Source organism: Thermobifida alba (assembly GCF_023208015.1).
Lineage (GTDB): Bacteria > Actinomycetota > Actinomycetes > Streptosporangiales > Streptosporangiaceae > Thermobifida > Thermobifida alba.
The window spans coordinates 822201-838658 of record NZ_CP051627.1 but is presented as its reverse complement, the minus strand read 5'-3'; the positions used below and the strand labels follow the sequence as shown (position 1 = coordinate 838658).

General features: G+C 71.8%; 6 protein-coding genes. 1 reads left to right on the top strand and 5 read right to left on the bottom strand.

Annotation, left to right across the window (positions count from 1 at the left end; all coding sequences use genetic code 11):
- Positions 1-250: 250 nt before the first annotated feature.
- The 3 genes from FOF52_RS03810 to FOF52_RS03800 all read right to left on the bottom strand — a co-directional run bounded on the left by FOF52_RS03810 (position 251) and on the right by FOF52_RS03800 (position 13733).
- Entirely contained in the window at positions 251-4396 is a 4146-nt protein-coding gene (locus FOF52_RS03810) for an Eco57I restriction-modification methylase domain-containing protein (protein ID WP_248592455.1), read from the bottom strand.
- Positions 4396-7356, bottom strand: a complete 2961-nt coding sequence (locus tag FOF52_RS03805) for a DEAD/DEAH box helicase (RefSeq protein ID WP_248592454.1) — start codon at positions 7354-7356, stop codon at positions 4396-4398. Before FOF52_RS03805 ends, FOF52_RS03810 begins: the two co-directional genes overlap by 1 nt.
- Before the next feature lie 119 nt (positions 7357-7475).
- Positions 7476-13733 carry a protein kinase domain-containing protein gene (locus tag FOF52_RS03800; protein ID WP_248592453.1) on the bottom strand — a complete coding sequence of 2086 codons (6258 nt, stop codon included), beginning with the start codon at positions 13731-13733 and terminating at the stop codon, positions 7476-7478.
- A gap of 271 nt (positions 13734-14004) precedes the next feature.
- On the opposite strand from FOF52_RS03800, the gene FOF52_RS03795 reads away from it, so the two are divergent.
- Positions 14005-15636: an N-6 DNA methylase gene (locus tag FOF52_RS03795; protein WP_248592452.1), complete on the top strand. Its 1632-nt coding sequence runs from the start codon at positions 14005-14007 to the stop codon at positions 15634-15636.
- A gap of 52 nt (positions 15637-15688) precedes the next feature.
- Here the strand turns inward: FOF52_RS03795 and FOF52_RS03790 are convergent, their stop codons facing one another.
- Both FOF52_RS03790 and FOF52_RS03785 read right to left on the bottom strand, forming a co-directional pair.
- Positions 15689-15886 (bottom strand): DUF397 domain-containing protein, encoded by a 198-nt coding sequence (locus tag FOF52_RS03790; protein WP_083948397.1) that lies wholly within the window; start codon positions 15884-15886, stop codon positions 15689-15691.
- A gap of 18 nt (positions 15887-15904) precedes the next feature.
- Positions 15905-16450: a DUF6879 family protein gene (locus FOF52_RS03785; RefSeq protein WP_068758495.1), complete on the bottom strand. Its 546-nt coding sequence runs from the start codon at positions 16448-16450 to the stop codon at positions 15905-15907.
- Between the last annotated feature and the right edge of the window lie 8 nt (positions 16451-16458).

Below are 16458 nucleotides of genomic sequence, written 5' to 3'. Positions count from 1 at the left end.
CCTTCCAACCCCTCCCCCACCCGAGGAAAGGACAAGGTTGCCGGGCCTCCCGGCCGAAGCAAGCCTGTCGGCCAACCGGGGACAGCTGCCACACACCCGGTCTGCTTCGGCCGGGAGGCCCGGCAACCTTGAGGTGGGCACAGGGCCGGTGAGGGATTAGCCCCTCCCCCACCACTGTGGGGCGCGGTCGTGTCCCTGGGGGCATGCTCGTACGCCGAGGATGGCCCCAGGGACAAGATCACTGCGGTTTTCAAGCCGGATCGTGGCGCGGGCCGTGGCCAGGCGGCGGGGTGAGGTCGGACGTAAAGTTCTCGCCGTCGATCAGCGGAGTGTCGAGGGAGACCCCGGCGTCGGCCATCCGGTCGTAGACCTCCAGGATCAGGTTCTTGGTGCGGTAGGTGCCGTACTTCCTGATCTCGTTGTTCTTGAGGCCGCCATTCTCGGTCTGGAAAGACTCCATGATGTAGTCAACATCATCACGGTCGATTCCGTAGAGGTAGAAGAAGTAGGCGTCCAACTCGGCGCGGATGATCGCGCGGCGCTCCTCGTCCCAGCGGAACGGCTCTCCCTCGTCTCCCAGGTCGCGGGCGAGCGGGGCCATGTCGTAGGCGGTGTAGACCAACTCCAGGACACGCGGGACGATGAAAGTGGTGTGGGGCTTCAAGTCCTCTGGACGCGGGACCGGAAGCTGCTTCCACGTCATGAGCGCCATATGCGCCCCGCTGCTCTTCTGACGACTGATGTAGTCGTACACGAAGGAACTCTGCACTGCCCCCAGGACCGCGACAAGGGTCGGCTGTTGCATCGGGAGCATGAGCGGGTACGTATGGCCGACCCCAACGCGAGGAATGAAGGCGGGGATGGCTGTCCGCTCATCCGTCGCCCGGGCCACATCACGCCACCCGTAGAGCCACCCCCTGTCCCACCCCAATGAGTCCAGGGCCGTCGAGACTCCCGCCGCCATGACCGGAAGGCCCTTACGGTCTGTCTTCCCCGTCGGAGTGTCCGCTTCAGGAACCCAGTAGCGAGGCATGGCCGCCGTATCCGGTGACTGCTTCTCTGAGAGTTCAAGCCCTCGGACATCGTCCGTCTCCATGCCGGTGAAGTGGTTCCACCGGTGGTCGAAGTGGTGGACCATCTTGCCTTCGTACAGCGGAAGCATCCGGCTTCCGTCACGCACGAAGACGTTCCCCTCCAGGGTCCACCCTTCGTTCTCCAAGGACTCGCGGGACCGGAAGAGCGCCGAATCGTCGGTCATGTTGAACAGGTTCTTGAACTTGATGCTCCAGTGGTTCCCGTCCCGCTTCTTCTCGTTCCACAGCACGGGAATCCGCTTGTACACGGACGCCGTGAGTTCCGCGTCGCGGCGCTTGCGGAAGATGGGAAGCGTTCCCGTGTTGGGGTTGATGAGCTTGATCTCTTCCGGGCTCAACTCGAACACCCGGTCGGCTTTACTCAGGTCCTCGACGTCGTGCAGGAAGAACGCGAGTTTGGTCACCGGTTCATGCAGTCCCTGACCGACCAGGGAGATCATGCAGAACGGGTAGCTGGAGTGAACGCTCGGGAACAGTGGTTTAGCGTTCTCGAACCCGTACAGCACCCGAATCGCACCGCGCCCGGTGAACTCCTTGAAGAGATGCTGTGCACCCGCTCCCGTGGCGATCGTCGTGGGGATGATGGCGGCATACCGCCCTTCCGGAGCGGCGATGGCCGCGAACCGCTCGGTGAACAGGTGGTCCGTCTGTAGGGAGTTGACCCCCTTGACCTTCAGCCCGTCCGCGCAGCGCTCGAAACTCCCCGACTGCGCCGCGAAGTGGAAGGTGGCCTTCTGCGTCCGTCTCGCCTCCCGGTACCGCTCCCCCGCTTCCGGGTTCTCCTCGATCCACTCGGCGATGCGGGTGCGGCGTGCTGTTCCGGCGATCGCCGCGATGGACGGTTCGACGGTCGCGAAGTACTTCTTGTCCTCGAAGTCGACCTTGTCCCACGGGGGGTTGCCCATCACGCAGTCGAAGCCGCCGGACCATCCGGTTCTCTCGTCCACTCCCCGACGGTCGTCGGGGACCGGAAACACGTCCGGGAACTCCAGGTGCCAGTGGAAGAACCGGTACTGTTCGCGCAGGCGGACGATCTCGGCGTTGGTGGCCTCCGACGCCCCGGCGCCCTCCGGGTCCTGAAGGGCCTGGAAGACGCTGTAGGTGACCGGACGCGGCGCGTCCGGTGTCTTCTTCCACATGAAGGCCGCGCACCAGGCGTCCGCGATGTGCTTGGCCTGGACGTACTCGGCGTCCTTCTGCCAGTCGCGGTACTCCTCCTCCTGGCGGCGGACGTCAGCCAGGGAGTCGGCCGGAGCGGCCGTGATCCGGCGCAGACGGCTCGCGAAGACCGTGTTGGCGACCTTGACCGCGTCCTCGTCGATGTCGAAGAAGCTCAACTGGTCGCCCCGCTCGTTGGCGTTGACCTTCTCCAACGCGTTCGCGTGTTTCGGGTCGTCGCCCTCGATCGGCTTGAACGCCTTGTCCGGAATCCCCTTGCGCAGCAGTGCCGGTGTCGCCCCGATGAGCGCGTTGCCGTGCTTGATGTGCGCGTCGAGGAAGCCGAGCGGCCTGCCCGGTTCCAGCGCCTCCAGCCACAGGGACACCTTCGCCAGTTCGACCGCCATCGGGTTGAGGTCGACCCCGTAGATGCACCGGGCGACGACCTCGTGCAGGGCGCGGCGGACCGCCGGGAGGGTCGGTTCCGGGTTGCGTTCGCGTACCGCGGCGACCTTCTTGGCGATGCGGCGGGCCGCCGCGACGAGGAAGTGCCCGGAGCCGCAGGCCGGGTCGCAGACCTTCAACTCCAGCAGTTCGGCGGCGATGCGGTCGGCCGGGTCGGGTTCTCCCGCAGCCGCGGCCTTGGCTTCGCCGCGTTTGACCGCCTCGTCGACGACCGGGTCGAGGGCGGAGTCGAGCAGGCATTCGATCAGTGAGGACGGCGTGTAGTACGAGCCGGTGGTCTTGCGGGTGTTGCCCGCCAGCTCGACGAGTTCGAAGACGCGCTCCGAGGCGCTGTACTTGGGGACCAGTTCCAGCAGGGACTCGTAGATCGACCCGAGTTCCTCGGCGTCGAGGTTGCGGTAGTCCACGGTGCGCCAGCGGCGCGACTTGGGGTCGCGGACCTGGGCGAGGTGGCGGACGGCGCCGAGCAGGGACTCGTTGGACAGTTCCAGGCCGTCGAGCACCGTGTCGGCGTCGGTGTGGTCGAACAGGCCGCCGAGGGCGGGCAGCGCCAGTTCGGGGCGGCCGTTCTCGTCGCCGAGGGCGTCCAGGACGAGGCGCAGCGCCCGGTAGCGGTCGCCGTGCGCGGTGCCCCTGCGTCTGCGGGCGTGCCTGCGCAGCCGGGCGGAGGAGAAGTACTTCTCGTACCGCTTCCGGGCCTTCTCGTGCGCCTGCTTCACCTCGGCGGGGGCGTCGTCGGGGACCGGCGGGTGCAGGGCGTCGCGGTCCTCGGCGACGAACAGGAACAGCATCCGGTACACCAGGCGCAGCAGCGCGGTGTGGAACTCGCGGGCGTCCAGGTTCTCGCGCAGCGCGGTGTTGGCGGGGTGGCGCAGGAAGCCGGTGCCGAGCACGGTGACGGCCTCCTGCACTCCCCTGCGCAGCTGCTCCAGGGCGCGGGTGCCGGAGTCGATGGCGTGGGTGCGCCACTTCTCCAGCCAGCACGCCGAGGGGGCCTCGTCGTCGGCGGTCTCGAAGCGGGTGGCGTGCAGCAGCCGGTACAGCAGCACGAACTCGCTGAACAGTTCGCCGTCGAAGATCGCTTCCAGGTCGAACTCGACGTAGGCGGCGGTGGCCAGGGCGCTGGAGTCGCGCAGCAGCCGCAGCTGCCGTCCGTTGGTGAGCACGGCCCACAGGTGAGCGGAGGTGCGGTTGAGGCACTCCTGCACCAGCGACTGCGGGGGCACGGCGCCCGCACCGGCGGGGCGCCGGTCCAGGTCGGTGTGCCACGCGGTGACGTGGACGGGCACGTGCCGCCAGTGGTGGCTGACCGGGAAGGTCTTCGTGCCGTCGTCGGCGGTGATGCCGGGCGCGGCGACCGCGGCGAGGCGGCCGAAGCCGAGTTCGGCGAAGAGCGGTTCCACCCACTCCCTGACCGCCCGGCCCGTGGGGTCGGACGGCGGCTCGGCGGGCGGGGCGACCGGCAGGTGGGTGCGCAGGTCCTTCCAGAGGCTCTTGAGGTAGTCCCAGTGGCGTTCGGCCTCGTCGCGCACCGAGCGGGAGCCGACCACGCCGTAGTCGGCGGGCGCGCAGCCGGGCACGTCCCTGCCCTCGCTGATGCGGGCCAGCATGTCGGCGGGCAGCAGGCCGCCGACGGTGTGCACGGCGGTGAAGACCTGGTTTCGGGCGATCGCGGACATCAGGCGGCTCCGGCGGAGACGGCGGGGAGGTAGACGTAGACGCCGAGCACGTCGGCGGGTTTCTGCACGGTGACCTTGAGGCCGCGGATGATCTCGCCGGCGGCGCTGCGCACGCGGCGGTGCGACTCGGCGAGTTCGGCGGCCAGTCGCTCACCGTGGGCGTCGAGGTGGCCGGTGGTGGCGGCCAGTCCGGTCAGGGTTCGGGTCATGGTGCGTTCGGCGAAGAGCGGGTCGGTGTTCTCGGTGGCCTCGGCGTCCAGCAGGGCCGTGGCCTGCCCGTGGTCGAGCCATTCGGGGTTGGCGGGGGTGCCGGTGAACGCGAGCAGGCGGGCGTCCTCGGCGACGAGCTGCCGGGTGCCGCTGCGCGAGGGCAGGGTCAGGTGGAAGCGGTAGCGGACCAGCAGCAGCGTGGTGACGCGGGTGACCGCGTCGGTGCGGACCACTCCGCAGCGGCGGGCCGGGCGGGGGCCGGTGGCGGCGGCGTCCAGGGCGGTGTCGAGGACGTAGGAGGCCAGGGCGCTCACCGCCGGGTCGGTGCGGACCAGGGCGGCCTCGCCCCGGGCCACGGCGGCGGTGCCGCGGAACGGCACCGGGCGGCCCGACTCGACGGCTTCGGCGCCGAGCGGCTGGGCGAGGGCGTCGCGCAGCCCCGCCGGGGTGGCCGACACGTCGGCGGTGAACCCGTCGTCGGCGGGACGCAGCAGGCCGCCGAGGGCGCGCAGCGACTCCTCCACGAAGGCGCGGACCTCGCCCGCGCCGCCGAGGGCGTCGCGGATCGCGGCGACCTCGCGGGCCACCTCCTCGGGGTGGATGGCGCGCTGCGCGAACCGGGTGCGGGAGGCCTTCTCGCGTTCGGCCGCGGACTGCCACTCGGCTTGCGCCCGGGCGGCCTTCGCGTCCAGCTCCTCGGCGCCGAACAGGGCCTCCTGTTCGCCGCGGCGGGACCGCAGCAGCAGCCACTCCACGATGGCGTCGGTGACCCCGGCCGACGTCTCGTCGGGCACGGAGACGCTGATGCCGAGGTCCTTGCGGATCTGGCGGTGCTTGGTGATGAGGACCTCCAGCACCTTGCCGTCGATGCCGTTGTCGCTGCCGTAGATGGTGACGACCTTCACCCGGTCGCGTTTTTGGCCGTAGCGGTCCACGCGGCCCTCGCGCTGGTCGTGGCGGGTGGGGTTCCACGCCAGGTCGTAGTGGACGACGGCGTCGAAGTAGTGCTGGAGGTTGACGCCCTCCGACAGGCAGTCAGTGGCCACGAGGACGCGGCGTGCGCCGGTGCCGGTCCCGGCCTCCTTGGCGGCCTCCTCCGCGAGTTCCTCGATGCGCTGCACGCGCTGCTGCGGGGACAGGGTGCCGGTGACGGAGCGGACCACGGTCTTCCAGCCGGGGCGGTCGCCTCTGGCGCGGCCGTTGAGCCTGCCGTCGAGGTGTTCGGCGACGTACTCGGCGGTGTCGATGTAGCGGCAGAAGACGATGGGGTTGTAGCCCTCGGCGAGCAGGTCCTTGAGCTGTGTGACGAGGACCTTGAGTTTGGTGTCCCGTTCCGGCCCTTCCAGGGCGGCGGCGCGTTCGGCGAGTTCGCGCAGGCGCGGGTCGCCCTTGGCGGCGGTCTGCTCGGTTTCGCCTTCGGTGTCGGCGCCGGGTGCGGCGTCCAGGCCCTCCAGGGTGTCGGCGTCGGCGGAGTCGCGGATGACGGGGGCGCCCAGTTCGTCGGCTTCCCGGTCCGTCTTCGCGGCCGCGGCGGCCGAGCGGGTGGTGAGTGTCTTGGCGGCGGCGCGCGGCGAGGACACCAGGGAGCGCAGCAGCGCGATCGCCGACCACCAGGCGATGCGGGCCTCACGGCGGCCCTGTTCGCCCGCCCGCTCCACGCGTTCGCCCGCGTAGGCGAGGGCGTCCTCCAGCAGTGCCCGGTACTGCGGGGACAGGGTGTAGGTCTCGTCCTTGAACAGGCGGTCGGCGGGGAAGGCGGTGCGTTCGGTGAGCGTGTCGTCGGCCAGGCCGTCCTCCGTGCCCAGGTAGGTGCGCACGTCGGCGCGTTTGCGCTGCACGAAGTGGCGGGCCAGCAGTCTGCGGCCCGCGTCGGTGTCCAGGTCGGCGTCGGCGAGTGCGGGGTTGAGCAGGCCCAGCAGGTTGCGGAACGCCGACTCCTTGCCGCTGTGCGGGGTGGCGGTCACCAGGATCAGGTGGCGTTCGGGGTCGGCGGCGACGCGTTGGAGGAGTTCGTAGCGCAGCTGGTTCTGCCGGGAGCCGACGTCGTCGGCGGCCACGCAGGTGTGCGCCTCGTCCACGATGACCAGGTCGGGGCAGTGGCGGACGAAGTCGTCGCGGTGGCGGGTGGACTTGATGAAGTCGGTGGAGACGATGACGTGCTTGTGCCGGTCGAACAGGGACTGGCCGAGGTCGAGGTCGCGTTCCAGGCGGGAGACGGTGGAGGCGAGCACCAGTTCGGCGTCGATGCCGAACTTGGTGCGCAGCTCGTCCTGCCACTGCTCGGCCAGCGCCGGGGAGCACAGGACGGCCAGGCCGCTCGCGTCGCCCTGCTCCAGCAGTTCGGCGGCGATCAGGGCGGCCTCGACGGTCTTGCCGATGCCGACGTCGTCGCTGATGAGCAGGCGCACGGTCGACTGGCGCAGCGCCATGAGCAGCGGGACGAGCTGGTAGGCGCGGGGTTGCACGGCGATCCCGGCGAGGGAGCGGAACGGGCCGGCACCGGAGCGGAAGCCGATGCGCAGCGCCGAACGCAGCAGTCCGGCGGCGCGGGCGTCGCCCAGGTCGGCGGGGGTGGGCGGGGCGAAGCTGGCGGGCTCCACTTTCTCGAAGGCGGGGAACAGCGCGGCGACGTCGTCGTCACCGCCGCCGAGGGGGCGCAGCACCAGCATGTCGGGTTCGCTCTCGGGGAGCACCACCCATTCCCGGCCGCGGGCGGCAACCAGGGTGCCGGGGGCGTACGTGGTGGTCATCGGGTGTCCTCGTGACGGGGTCGGTAGTCGGAAAAGGAGGGCGGGGCTGCGGGAGGACGGCGCCGGGCGGGGCGGCGGCGGGGGCGCGCCGGTCACGGCGCCGGCCCCCGCCGCCGCCCTCAGCGGGGGCCGGTCGGGCGGTCGGGGGTGCGGCTGCTTCCCGGGCCGAAGTAGGACGGCATGGTCGCGACGATGGCCGCCCAGTCGGCGTCGTGCGGGAAGCGCACCACGTCCCATCCGGCGTCGTACAGGCGCTGCTCGGCCTGGGCGTCGCGTTCGGCGACGCGGGCGTCGGCGTGCACGGGGCCGTCCACGAACACCGCGACCGGTGCGCCCGGCAGCCGGTACACGAAGTCGGGTCGGGCGTTCGCCTCGGGCACGTACACCTGGGCCTCGTGGGGCATGCGGTGGCCGCGCTCCTTCAACCAGGCCAGGAACCGCTGTTCCAGGTTGGTCTCGGAGCGCTCGGCCAGGACCCGCATCTGCTCGGTGCGGGTCACGCCCACGCCGGTGGGCAGGGTCTCGGCCGCGGCCAGGCGCAGCAGCAGGTCGCGTACGGCGTGCCGGTCGATCAGCCCGTGGTGGCGCTGGTTGCCGTAGGTGAGCAGGCAGTTGTAGCAGCCGCGAGAGCAGTTGTTGCCGCCCTCGGTGCCCAGGTCGGCGCCGTCCGGGCCGAAGTGGCAGATCTCCAGTGCGGTGCGCGCGGCCTTCGCCAGGTTGCCGGGCAGGGCCAGCAGCTGCCGCAGCACCCCGGCGCCGCCCTCGGCGGCCTCGGTGAACAGCATCCGGTCCCGGGTGCCGCCCTCCGGGGGCAGCAGTTCGCTGGTGAGCTCGTCGTCCTCCAGTTGGAAGGCCGCCTCGACGCCGCGTTCCAGGGCGTACATCAGGGACACGGCCCCGGCCTCCGACAGCGCCTCGGCCAGGTGCAGCACCAGGATGTTGCGGCGGTCCTCCACGTAGGGGATGACGCGCTTCTTGCGGCCGCGCGGCTCCTCGCCGTCCTCCACCAGCGGCAGCTCCTCGGCGTCGCCGACGGCCTTCTTGGCGTCCTGCTCGTTGAGCCACCGGCCGGTGGCCGGGTCCAGCCAGAAGCCGTCGGGTTCGTTCTCCCGGGCGCGCAGGCGGCCCAGGTTGGTGATGCGCACCGTCGCGGAGTCGCCGTAGTGCAGGGTCGCGATCCTCCCGGCGTCGTCGGCGACGTGGGCGTCCTGGCGGCCCAGCCGGTCGCCGTGGTCCTGGAACCGGTAGGAGGTGACCAGGCGGAACCCGGCGCGGCGGCGCTCCTCCTCGTCGGAGGAGATCTTCTCGCGGCGCCGCGTGTAGACGGTGTGCAGGTGCAGCAGGCCGTGGGCGGCCGCGCCCAGCGGGTGCCCGCACAGCTCGCAGCGGTCGGCGCGGTCGCTCGGGTCGTGGTGGTAGCCGCACTGTTCGCAGCGCTTGGCCTGGGAGGTGACCAGGTCACCGGTGCTCTCCGGCGGCAGCTGGATGCGGGTGACCTGGTAGCGGGCGCCCTCGTGGTAGATGAGCGCGCCGGGCCCGAACTCGCGGATCGCCACGAAGCGGGGGCGCTGCAGGAAGTCGCCCTCCTCGGCGCGGCGGCCGGAGGCGGGGATGTAGGCGGCCAGCGGCAGGCGCGGGAACGAGTAGCCCGGCAGGAAGCCCTCGCTGGCCAGGTAGCGGTACGGGTTGAAGTCGCTGAGCAGCGACTTGCTGTCGACGCTCTCGTTCTTGAGCAGGGTGAGCTGGGTCTCGGCCTCGCGGCGGCGGCGCGCCGCCTGGTTGCGGTCGCGTTCGGACAGGCTGTGGTCGAGGATGCGGCGGTGCTGTTCGGCGCGGTCCACCAGCGCGGCCCGGTACAGGGACCGCCAGCGGTCGAAGGCGCGGTCGAACTCGGCGGGGGCGGCCTTGACCCTCCGTTCCAGCCACTCGTCGTCCCACCAGGTCGTCGCCGCCAGCTTGGGGAGGATGTCGTCGAACACCTGCCGGGCGGCGGCGACGGTGCGCCGCTGGGCCGCCTCGTCGCCGATCGCGGCGGCGACCGTGTCGTGCAGCGGCAGTGCCGGGTCGGGGCGGCGCTGGTCCTCGTCGAAGCTGACGTCGATGACCTCGGGGACGGCGCGGCCCAGCCGCAGCCCGGTCTCGGCCAGCCAGATCGCCTGCAGGTGCGCGGCGACGAGGTCCTCGTTGGCCAGGTCCAGCCGGGGCGGCACGACCACACCGGAGACCATGCGGTCGGAGTGGCGGAAGTAGTACTGGTCGTGGCTGTTGCCGGTGGCGCAGTAGGTGGTGACCAGGGCGGGCTGGCCGCTGCGCCCGGCGCGGCCGCTGCGCTGGGCGTAGTTGGCGGGGGTGGGGGGCACGTTGCGCATCATCACCGCGTTGAGTTCGGCGATGTCCACGCCCAGTTCCATGGTGGGCGAGCAGTACAGCAGCTTCAGGTCGCCCCTGCTGAACTGCTCCTCCCGTGCCTCCCGGTCCTCCGGGGACACCTGGGCGGTGTGCTCGCGCGCGGCGAGCCCGGCCAGGGACGCGGCGGCGTCGCGGTACAGGTCGCGGAAGAAGGTGTTGACGCGCGGCCCCTGCCCGGCGGCGTAGGTGCGGGTGAGCGGGTCGTGCACGCCGTTGCGGCCGTCCCCGGCCCGCCAGATCAGGCAGGCGGCGTCAATCCGGTAGCCGGTGGCGGCCGGGGTGCTGGAGCGGCGGTACCCCGCCCGCCGCGGCGCGGCCTCCACCTCGCTGACCAGCCCCACCCCGGCCAGCGCCCGCAGCAGGAACTCGATGGCGTGCTGGGCGTCGTCGACGCCCATGTCCGGGAAGTGGACGCGGCGCAGGTACTTGCCGAACTTGCCGCGGCCCGACAGGAAGAGTCCGCTGCGGTCCATGCCGGGCCGGGAGGGCTGCGGGTAGGCGGTGCCGACGCGGGGCCGGTCGGACTCGGTGAGCGTCCACGCGTCGGAGAGCCGCTCCTCGCTGGCGCGGCGCAGGACGTCGAAGTCGTCGCGGAAGCACTGCACGTCGATGGCGAGGGAGCGGCGCATCTCGTCCATGAGGACCCGCAGGATCTCCTCGCGGACGTGCGGTTCGGCGGCGCGCAGCCAGTGCGGGGCGTCCTGCCAGGCGTCCTCCTTGGCGGCCAGCCAGTCCAGGTCGGCGTAGTCGACGCGCAGCAGCCCGGTCTGCTCCAGGTTGGGCATGGTGACCCGCCAGCCGCGTTCCAGGTCCAGGTAGAGGCGGAAGGCGACGACGTCGCGGAGCGTGGCGGCGGCGTTGGAGAGCATCTTGGGGCTCAGCTCGGTCCGGTCGGCCTTGCGGGCGTAGTCGGCCGGGTCCAGGGCGAGGGCCTCGGTGACCCGCCTGGACAGGTCCTCGTGGGTCAGTCCGTCCTCCCCCGCCTCGGCCAGCGCCCGGTACAGCGCCCCGCGCAACTGGGTGACCTGCACGAAGTCGTTGAAGTGTCCGGCCTGCAGAGAGGCGTCCTGGCGGTTGTCGACGAAAGTGAGGAGTTTGCGGGCCTCGGCGGGCAGCGCCTCGGGCGGCACCGCGTTGAGGGAGCGGACGATGGACGCCGACACCAGGGAGGTCGCCGAGGAGCGGCCTTCCTGGTCGAGGGAGGCGAGCTTCGCGAAGTCCTTGCCGCGCACCTGCTCGTAGCTGACGCCGCAGTGCAGGCAGAACAGGAACGGCGCGGGGATGAACGCGGCCTGCAGCTCGCCCCGGTCCTCGACGCCGTACGGGTCGACGGTGACGCGGCGCGGCACCCGGTCCCGGTAGGTCTTGCGGAGGCGTTCCTGGCCGTGCTCGTCGAGCTCCAGCCAGGACTCGGGGAGCCGACGCTGCTCGACGGCGTCGGCGGCCGTGGCGGGCCAGGGGTTGTCGGGGGCGACGTACAGGTAGCCCTCGACACCGCCGTCGGCGGCGGCGGTGGTGTCGCGGCGGGGCCGGTAGACCGTGCCGTCGGGGGTGTCGGCGCGCCAGACCGTCAGGTACTCCTGTCCGCACTCGCGGCAGAACGCGAGCGGCAGCAGCACCTTGCCGCCGGAGCCGGGCTGCTCCATCTGGTAGTCGCGGGTGAGGTAGCGGTGCTCGGGGTGTTCCAGGGTGACGTAGACGGTGTCGCCCTTGGACAGGAACTGGTGCAGGCGGAACGCGAACAGGGGGCGCTCGCTGACCGGGTGGCGGGCCTCGGCCCCGGCCTCCAGGGTGCTGCGGATGGCGTGCGCGCACCGGTCGTGGGGCACGCCGGTGGCCGCGGCGAGTTCGGCGGCGGCGTCCTCGATGCGGCCGGGGCGTTGGCGCACCAGGCGGCCGGTGGGCTCCTCGGCCAGTCCGAAGCGGCTCTCGATCCACCGGGCCAGCGGGTCGCGCACCAGGTCGGCGTAGGCACGCGGCGCGTCCGCGCGGGTCAGGCACTCGACGGGGACGGTGTCCGGCGCCTCGCCGGTGGCGCGGACCAGAGTCTCGGTGATGACGTCGGCCGGGTCGATCCCGGTGCCGAAGATCTCGCCGGCGACCTTGGCCACGACCTCCTTCTGGTCCTCGACGCCCCCCTCGGAGGACATGGTGGCGGAGGTGCCGACGCACTGCACGTCCGGCGCCTCGCAGGCCTGGCGGACGCGGCGGATGAGCAGGGCCACGTCGGCGCCCTGGCGGCCCCGGTAGGTGTGCAGTTCGTCGAAGACGAGGAAGTCCAGGCCGCGCGCCATGGAGATGAGGGAGCTGCGGTCGCCGGGACGGGTGAGCATCAACTCCAGCATCACGTAGTTGGTGAGCAGGATGTCGGGCGGGTTGTCGCGCAGCTCCTTGCGGCGGCGCTCGTCCTCTTGGCCGGTGTAGCGGGCGAAGGTGACCGGTTCGCGGCCCCTGCCGTAGCCGTGGACCAGGTACTTCTCCAGTTCGTTGAGCTGGCTGTTGGCCAGGGCGTTCATCGGGTAGACGATGATGGCGCGGACCCTCTTGGCGGCCCTGGCGCCCTGGGCCTCGCGGTCGCGCAGCACCCGGTCGACGATCGGGATGATGTAGGACAGCGACTTGCCGGAGCCGGTGCCGGTGGTCAGCACGTAGGACCGGCCGCTGCGGGCCGCGTGGATCGCCTCCAGTTGGTGGCGGTGGAGTTCGAGAGGGCGCCCGGTGCTGCCCGTGGTGTCGTGGGGGGACTTCCTGGTGCGGAAGATGCGGGCGCACTCGGGGTGCAGCAGTCCTTCGGCGACCAGGTTGGGCACGGTGCCGCCGGAGGCGAAGAACGGGTTGAGCGACAGCCACGGGTCGGGCCACTGGGACTTGGCGTCCAGGTCCTCGGCGAGGAACGCGGCGATGCGCTCGTCGCGGATGACGGTGCCGCCTTCGGTGAAGGCGCGGTAGTCGTCGATCAGCTGCTGGTGCAGGTCGAAGACGTCCATGACGTTGGCGGGCGCGGTGCTCGGGGCGTCCGCCCGGGAGGGGGGCCGGACGGCGGAGGCGGTCCCGGGCAGGCAGCGCAGCGGGTTGTACTCCTCCCAGCCGGGCACCGTGTCGTCGCCGGCGGCCAGCGGCAGCAGGGCGTCGCGGACCTCGGCGGCCCCGGCCGGTCGCTCGGCGGGGTCCTTGCGCAGCAGCCGGTCGACGAGGCGGGCCAGCGATCCGGGCACGTTCTTGCGCACCACGCCCACCGGGGCCGCCTCGGCCTTCTGGTGGGCCTGCCCCAGTTCCAGGAAGGTGTTCCCGGTGAACGGCGGGCCTCCGGTGAGCAGTTCGTAGAGGACGCAGCCCAGCGCGTACAGGTCGGCGGCGGCGGTGACCCGGCTGTCGAGGAACTGCTCGGGAGCCATGTAGCGGGCGGTGCCCACGGTCGCGGCGGTGCTGGTGAGCCTGCTGAGGTCGGGGTCGTCGACGACGCGGCCCATGCCGAAGTCGAGGACCTTGACCCGGCCGCCGCGCACCAGCATCACGTTGGCGGGCTTGAGGTCGCGGTGGACGATGCCGGCGGTGTGCGCGGCGTCCAGGGCGTCGGCGATCTGCGCGCCGAACGCGGCGACCCAGGAGACCGGCAGGCGCGGCTCCTCCTCGGCGAGGTCGCGCAGCGGGTGGCCGTCCAGCAGTTCCATGGCGAGGTAGGGCCGGACGCCGTCGGAGGTGTCCACGCCCCCGTCGACCAGGCGGGGGATGCCCGGGTGGTCGAGGCGGCGCATGATCTCCACCTCGCGGGCGAACCGCTTGACCCGGGCCTCGTCGGGGGCGACCGGTGCGCCGGAACGGCGCTGCAGGATCAGTTTGACGGCGACCTGACGGTCAGGAGACCCTTCGTCAGCTCTGGTGTCCTCGGCCCGGTGAACCTCGCCCATGTTGCCCCGGCCGAGGAGTCCACACAGCCGGAACCGGTCCGCCACGATCTGCCGTTCCATCGCTCTTTCTCACGCTCCGCCGTCTCCGTGGGCGCACCTGTCGGCGCGTGCGGCCATAATCCCAGACGTGATGCGGCGCTGTCAGGAGTAAACGGGATTCCCCCAGCAACCACCGCGCACCACTGTTTACTCTGCAAACATACACTGCTTTCCTGCGGCGAACAAGCCCGACCGCTCTGGAGACCAAACTCCGACCACCCCTCCCCACCGCCGTCGGCTTCGTACCGGTCCCCGGTGTTAGCGCAGCACACGCCTGTGTACTGTAGGGAGCATGGACAGCACCGCGCGCACTGTCGACGAGCAGCACGTCACCGCGGCCGACATCGCCCGGCTCGCCGGGGTGACGCGGGCCGCCGTGTCGAACTGGCGGCGGCGCCACGACGACTTCCCCGAACCGGTCGCGGGCACCAAGTCCAGCCCGCTGTTCGCGCTGTCGCAGGTGCGCGCCTGGCTGGAACGGCAGCACAAGGGCGCCGAGGAGTCGCCCGAGGTGCGGCTCTGGCACGCGCTGCGCGGCGAGTACCCCGAGAGCATGGTCCGCGGCATCTGCGAGGTCGTCGAGGCGCTGCGCGACGGCGTCGAGGACGACTCGGCGGCGCTGCGGGCCGCCCGCGCGCTCGCCGCCGAGACCTCGCCCGTGCAGGTGCTGGGCGCGCTGGTGGCGCGGCTGCGCAACTCCCCGCAGCGCGGCGACACCGACACCTCCTCCACCGACCGCCTGGTGCGCGCCGTCGCGCACGTCGCCGGGACCGACGCGGCCAGCGTGTTCGACCCGGCCTGCGGCATCGGCTCGCTGCTGCTGGCGGTGGGCTCACCCGACGCGCGGCGCACCGGCCAGGAGACCGACGCGGACGCGGCGCGGCTGGTCCAACTGCGCGCCGAGATGGAGCGCTCCACCACCGCCGAGGTGCGCCTGGGCGACTCGCTGCGCGCCGACGCCTGGCCGGACCACCGGGCCGACCTGGTGGTCTGCGACCCGCCGACGGCCAACGCCGACTGGGGCCGCGAGGAGCTGCTGCTGGACCCGCGCTGGGAGCTGGGGCTGCCGCCGCGCGCCGAGGCGGAGCTGGCCTGGCTGCAGCACGCCTACGCGCACACCGAGCCCGGCGGCCGCGCCGTGGTCGTCATGTCCACCTCGGCCGCCTACCGCCGCACGGGCCGCCGCATCCGCGCCGAGATGGTGCGGCGCGGCCTGCTCACCGACGTCGTCGCGCTGCCCGCCGGGATGGCCTCCGCGCACTCCCAGCCGGTGCACCTGTGGGTGCTGCGCCGTCCCGTCGACGCCGCCGACGCGGCCTCCGTGGTGCGCATGGTCGACCTGTCCGAGGCCGACCCCGACGGCCCGCTGGAGGCGGCCGAGCACCAGCGGGCCGAGGTGCCGCTGGTCGACCTGCTCGACGACCGGGTCGACCTGACCCCGGCCCACCACGTCACCCAGCCCGCCCCCGACCACTCCGCCGAGTACGCAGCCGTGCGCGCCGAGCTGCGCGAGGTCCTCGACGCGCTGGCGCTCGCCCTGCCCGCCCTGGGCGAGGGCGCCCCGGACGAGGCCGGCCCCCAGGTGCGCGTCGGCGACCTCATCGACAACGGCCTGGTGGAGGTGTCCGGCGACGAGCTGCGCTCCACCAGCGACCTGCTGGACACCGACTTCCTCAACGGGTTCCTGCGCAGCGCGGCCAACACACGCCGCTCCACCAGCGCCAGCGGCGTGTTCCGCACCGACGCCCGCTCGGCGCGGGTGCCGCAGATGGACGTGGCCGAGCAGCGCCGCTACGGGGCGGCGTTCCGTTCCCTGGAGGAGTTCGAACGGCAGGCGAAACGGCTGTCGGAGCTGGCGGCGCGGGCGGCGCGGCTGGCCCGCGACGGCCTCACCAACGGCGCGCTCGTCCCCGAGGAGGACTGAGCGGGCATCTGGTTGCCACCAATGGCACGCTCACCGCAGCGTCGAAGGACGGTCAGAATTCGTCCAGTCCTGCAGTGAAGGCGGTCCACTCCCTCGGAGAGAAGCAAAGAACAGTTTGGTAAGGGTGTACGGAGTCGCGGAGGCCGATGATGTTGGGGGTGTGATGGGTGATGGCAGCCTCAACGCAGCCGTAGTCGCCACTGCGATCGGACTTGCGGAAGTCAGCATCGGTGAACGGGTGGTCGTTCATGGTTCCTCCAGGAATCGGTCAGCGTTCGGCTGACAGGCCAGCGGATTCGAGGTAGTCGTCCAGCGGGATCGCGGCATCCTGGGCGGCGCGCCGCCAGGCGGCGTGCCGGGCGACGCGCTCCGGGCCGACGAACTCGACGCCGAGGAACTCCCCGCCGTCGCCGTAGTGGAGCAGGGCCGAGCGCTCGTCGTCGAACAGCCAGTAGTCCTCGGCCTCCGGCAGGCCCAGCGCGTCGGCGGTCGCCCGGTCGAGGATGCGCACGTCCTCTCCGGCGTCCACGCTGGAGGGGTAGGCGCAGGTGAGCTCGAACCTCAGGTAGTCGGTCAGCTCGTCGGGGACGATGTGGACCCGGCCGATGCTGCGCCCGCTAGAGCGGATGTCGCGGACCAGTCGCTGCCAGGGGCGCCGCCACGCCAGGTCCTGGGGGAGGCCCGCCAGGAAGCGGCGGTAGGGCTCGCGTTCGTTGTCGGCCGTGTAGGCGTCGAGGGTCTCCAGGCGGAACACCGAGGTGCGGAACCAGGAGAGGAAACGTGCGGCAAATTCGGAGGGAGGGATGATGCTCATGGTGCTCC

Coding starts and splice junctions, on each gene's coding strand:
- FOF52_RS03810 (WP_248592455.1), bottom strand. CDS start 4,396: ATGTCCGCGATCGCCCGAAACCAGGTCTTCACCGCCGTGCACACCGTC.
- FOF52_RS03795 (WP_248592452.1), top strand. CDS start 14,005: ATGGACAGCACCGCGCGCACTGTCGACGAGCAGCACGTCACCGCGGCC.
- FOF52_RS03805 (WP_248592454.1), bottom strand. CDS start 7,356: ATGACCACCACGTACGCCCCCGGCACCCTGGTTGCCGCCCGCGGCCGG.
- FOF52_RS03790 (WP_083948397.1), bottom strand. CDS start 15,886: ATGAACGACCACCCGTTCACCGATGCTGACTTCCGCAAGTCCGATCGC.
- FOF52_RS03800 (WP_248592453.1), bottom strand. CDS start 13,733: ATGGAACGGCAGATCGTGGCGGACCGGTTCCGGCTGTGTGGACTCCTC.
- FOF52_RS03785 (WP_068758495.1), bottom strand. CDS start 16,450: ATGAGCATCATCCCTCCCTCCGAATTTGCCGCACGTTTCCTCTCCTGG.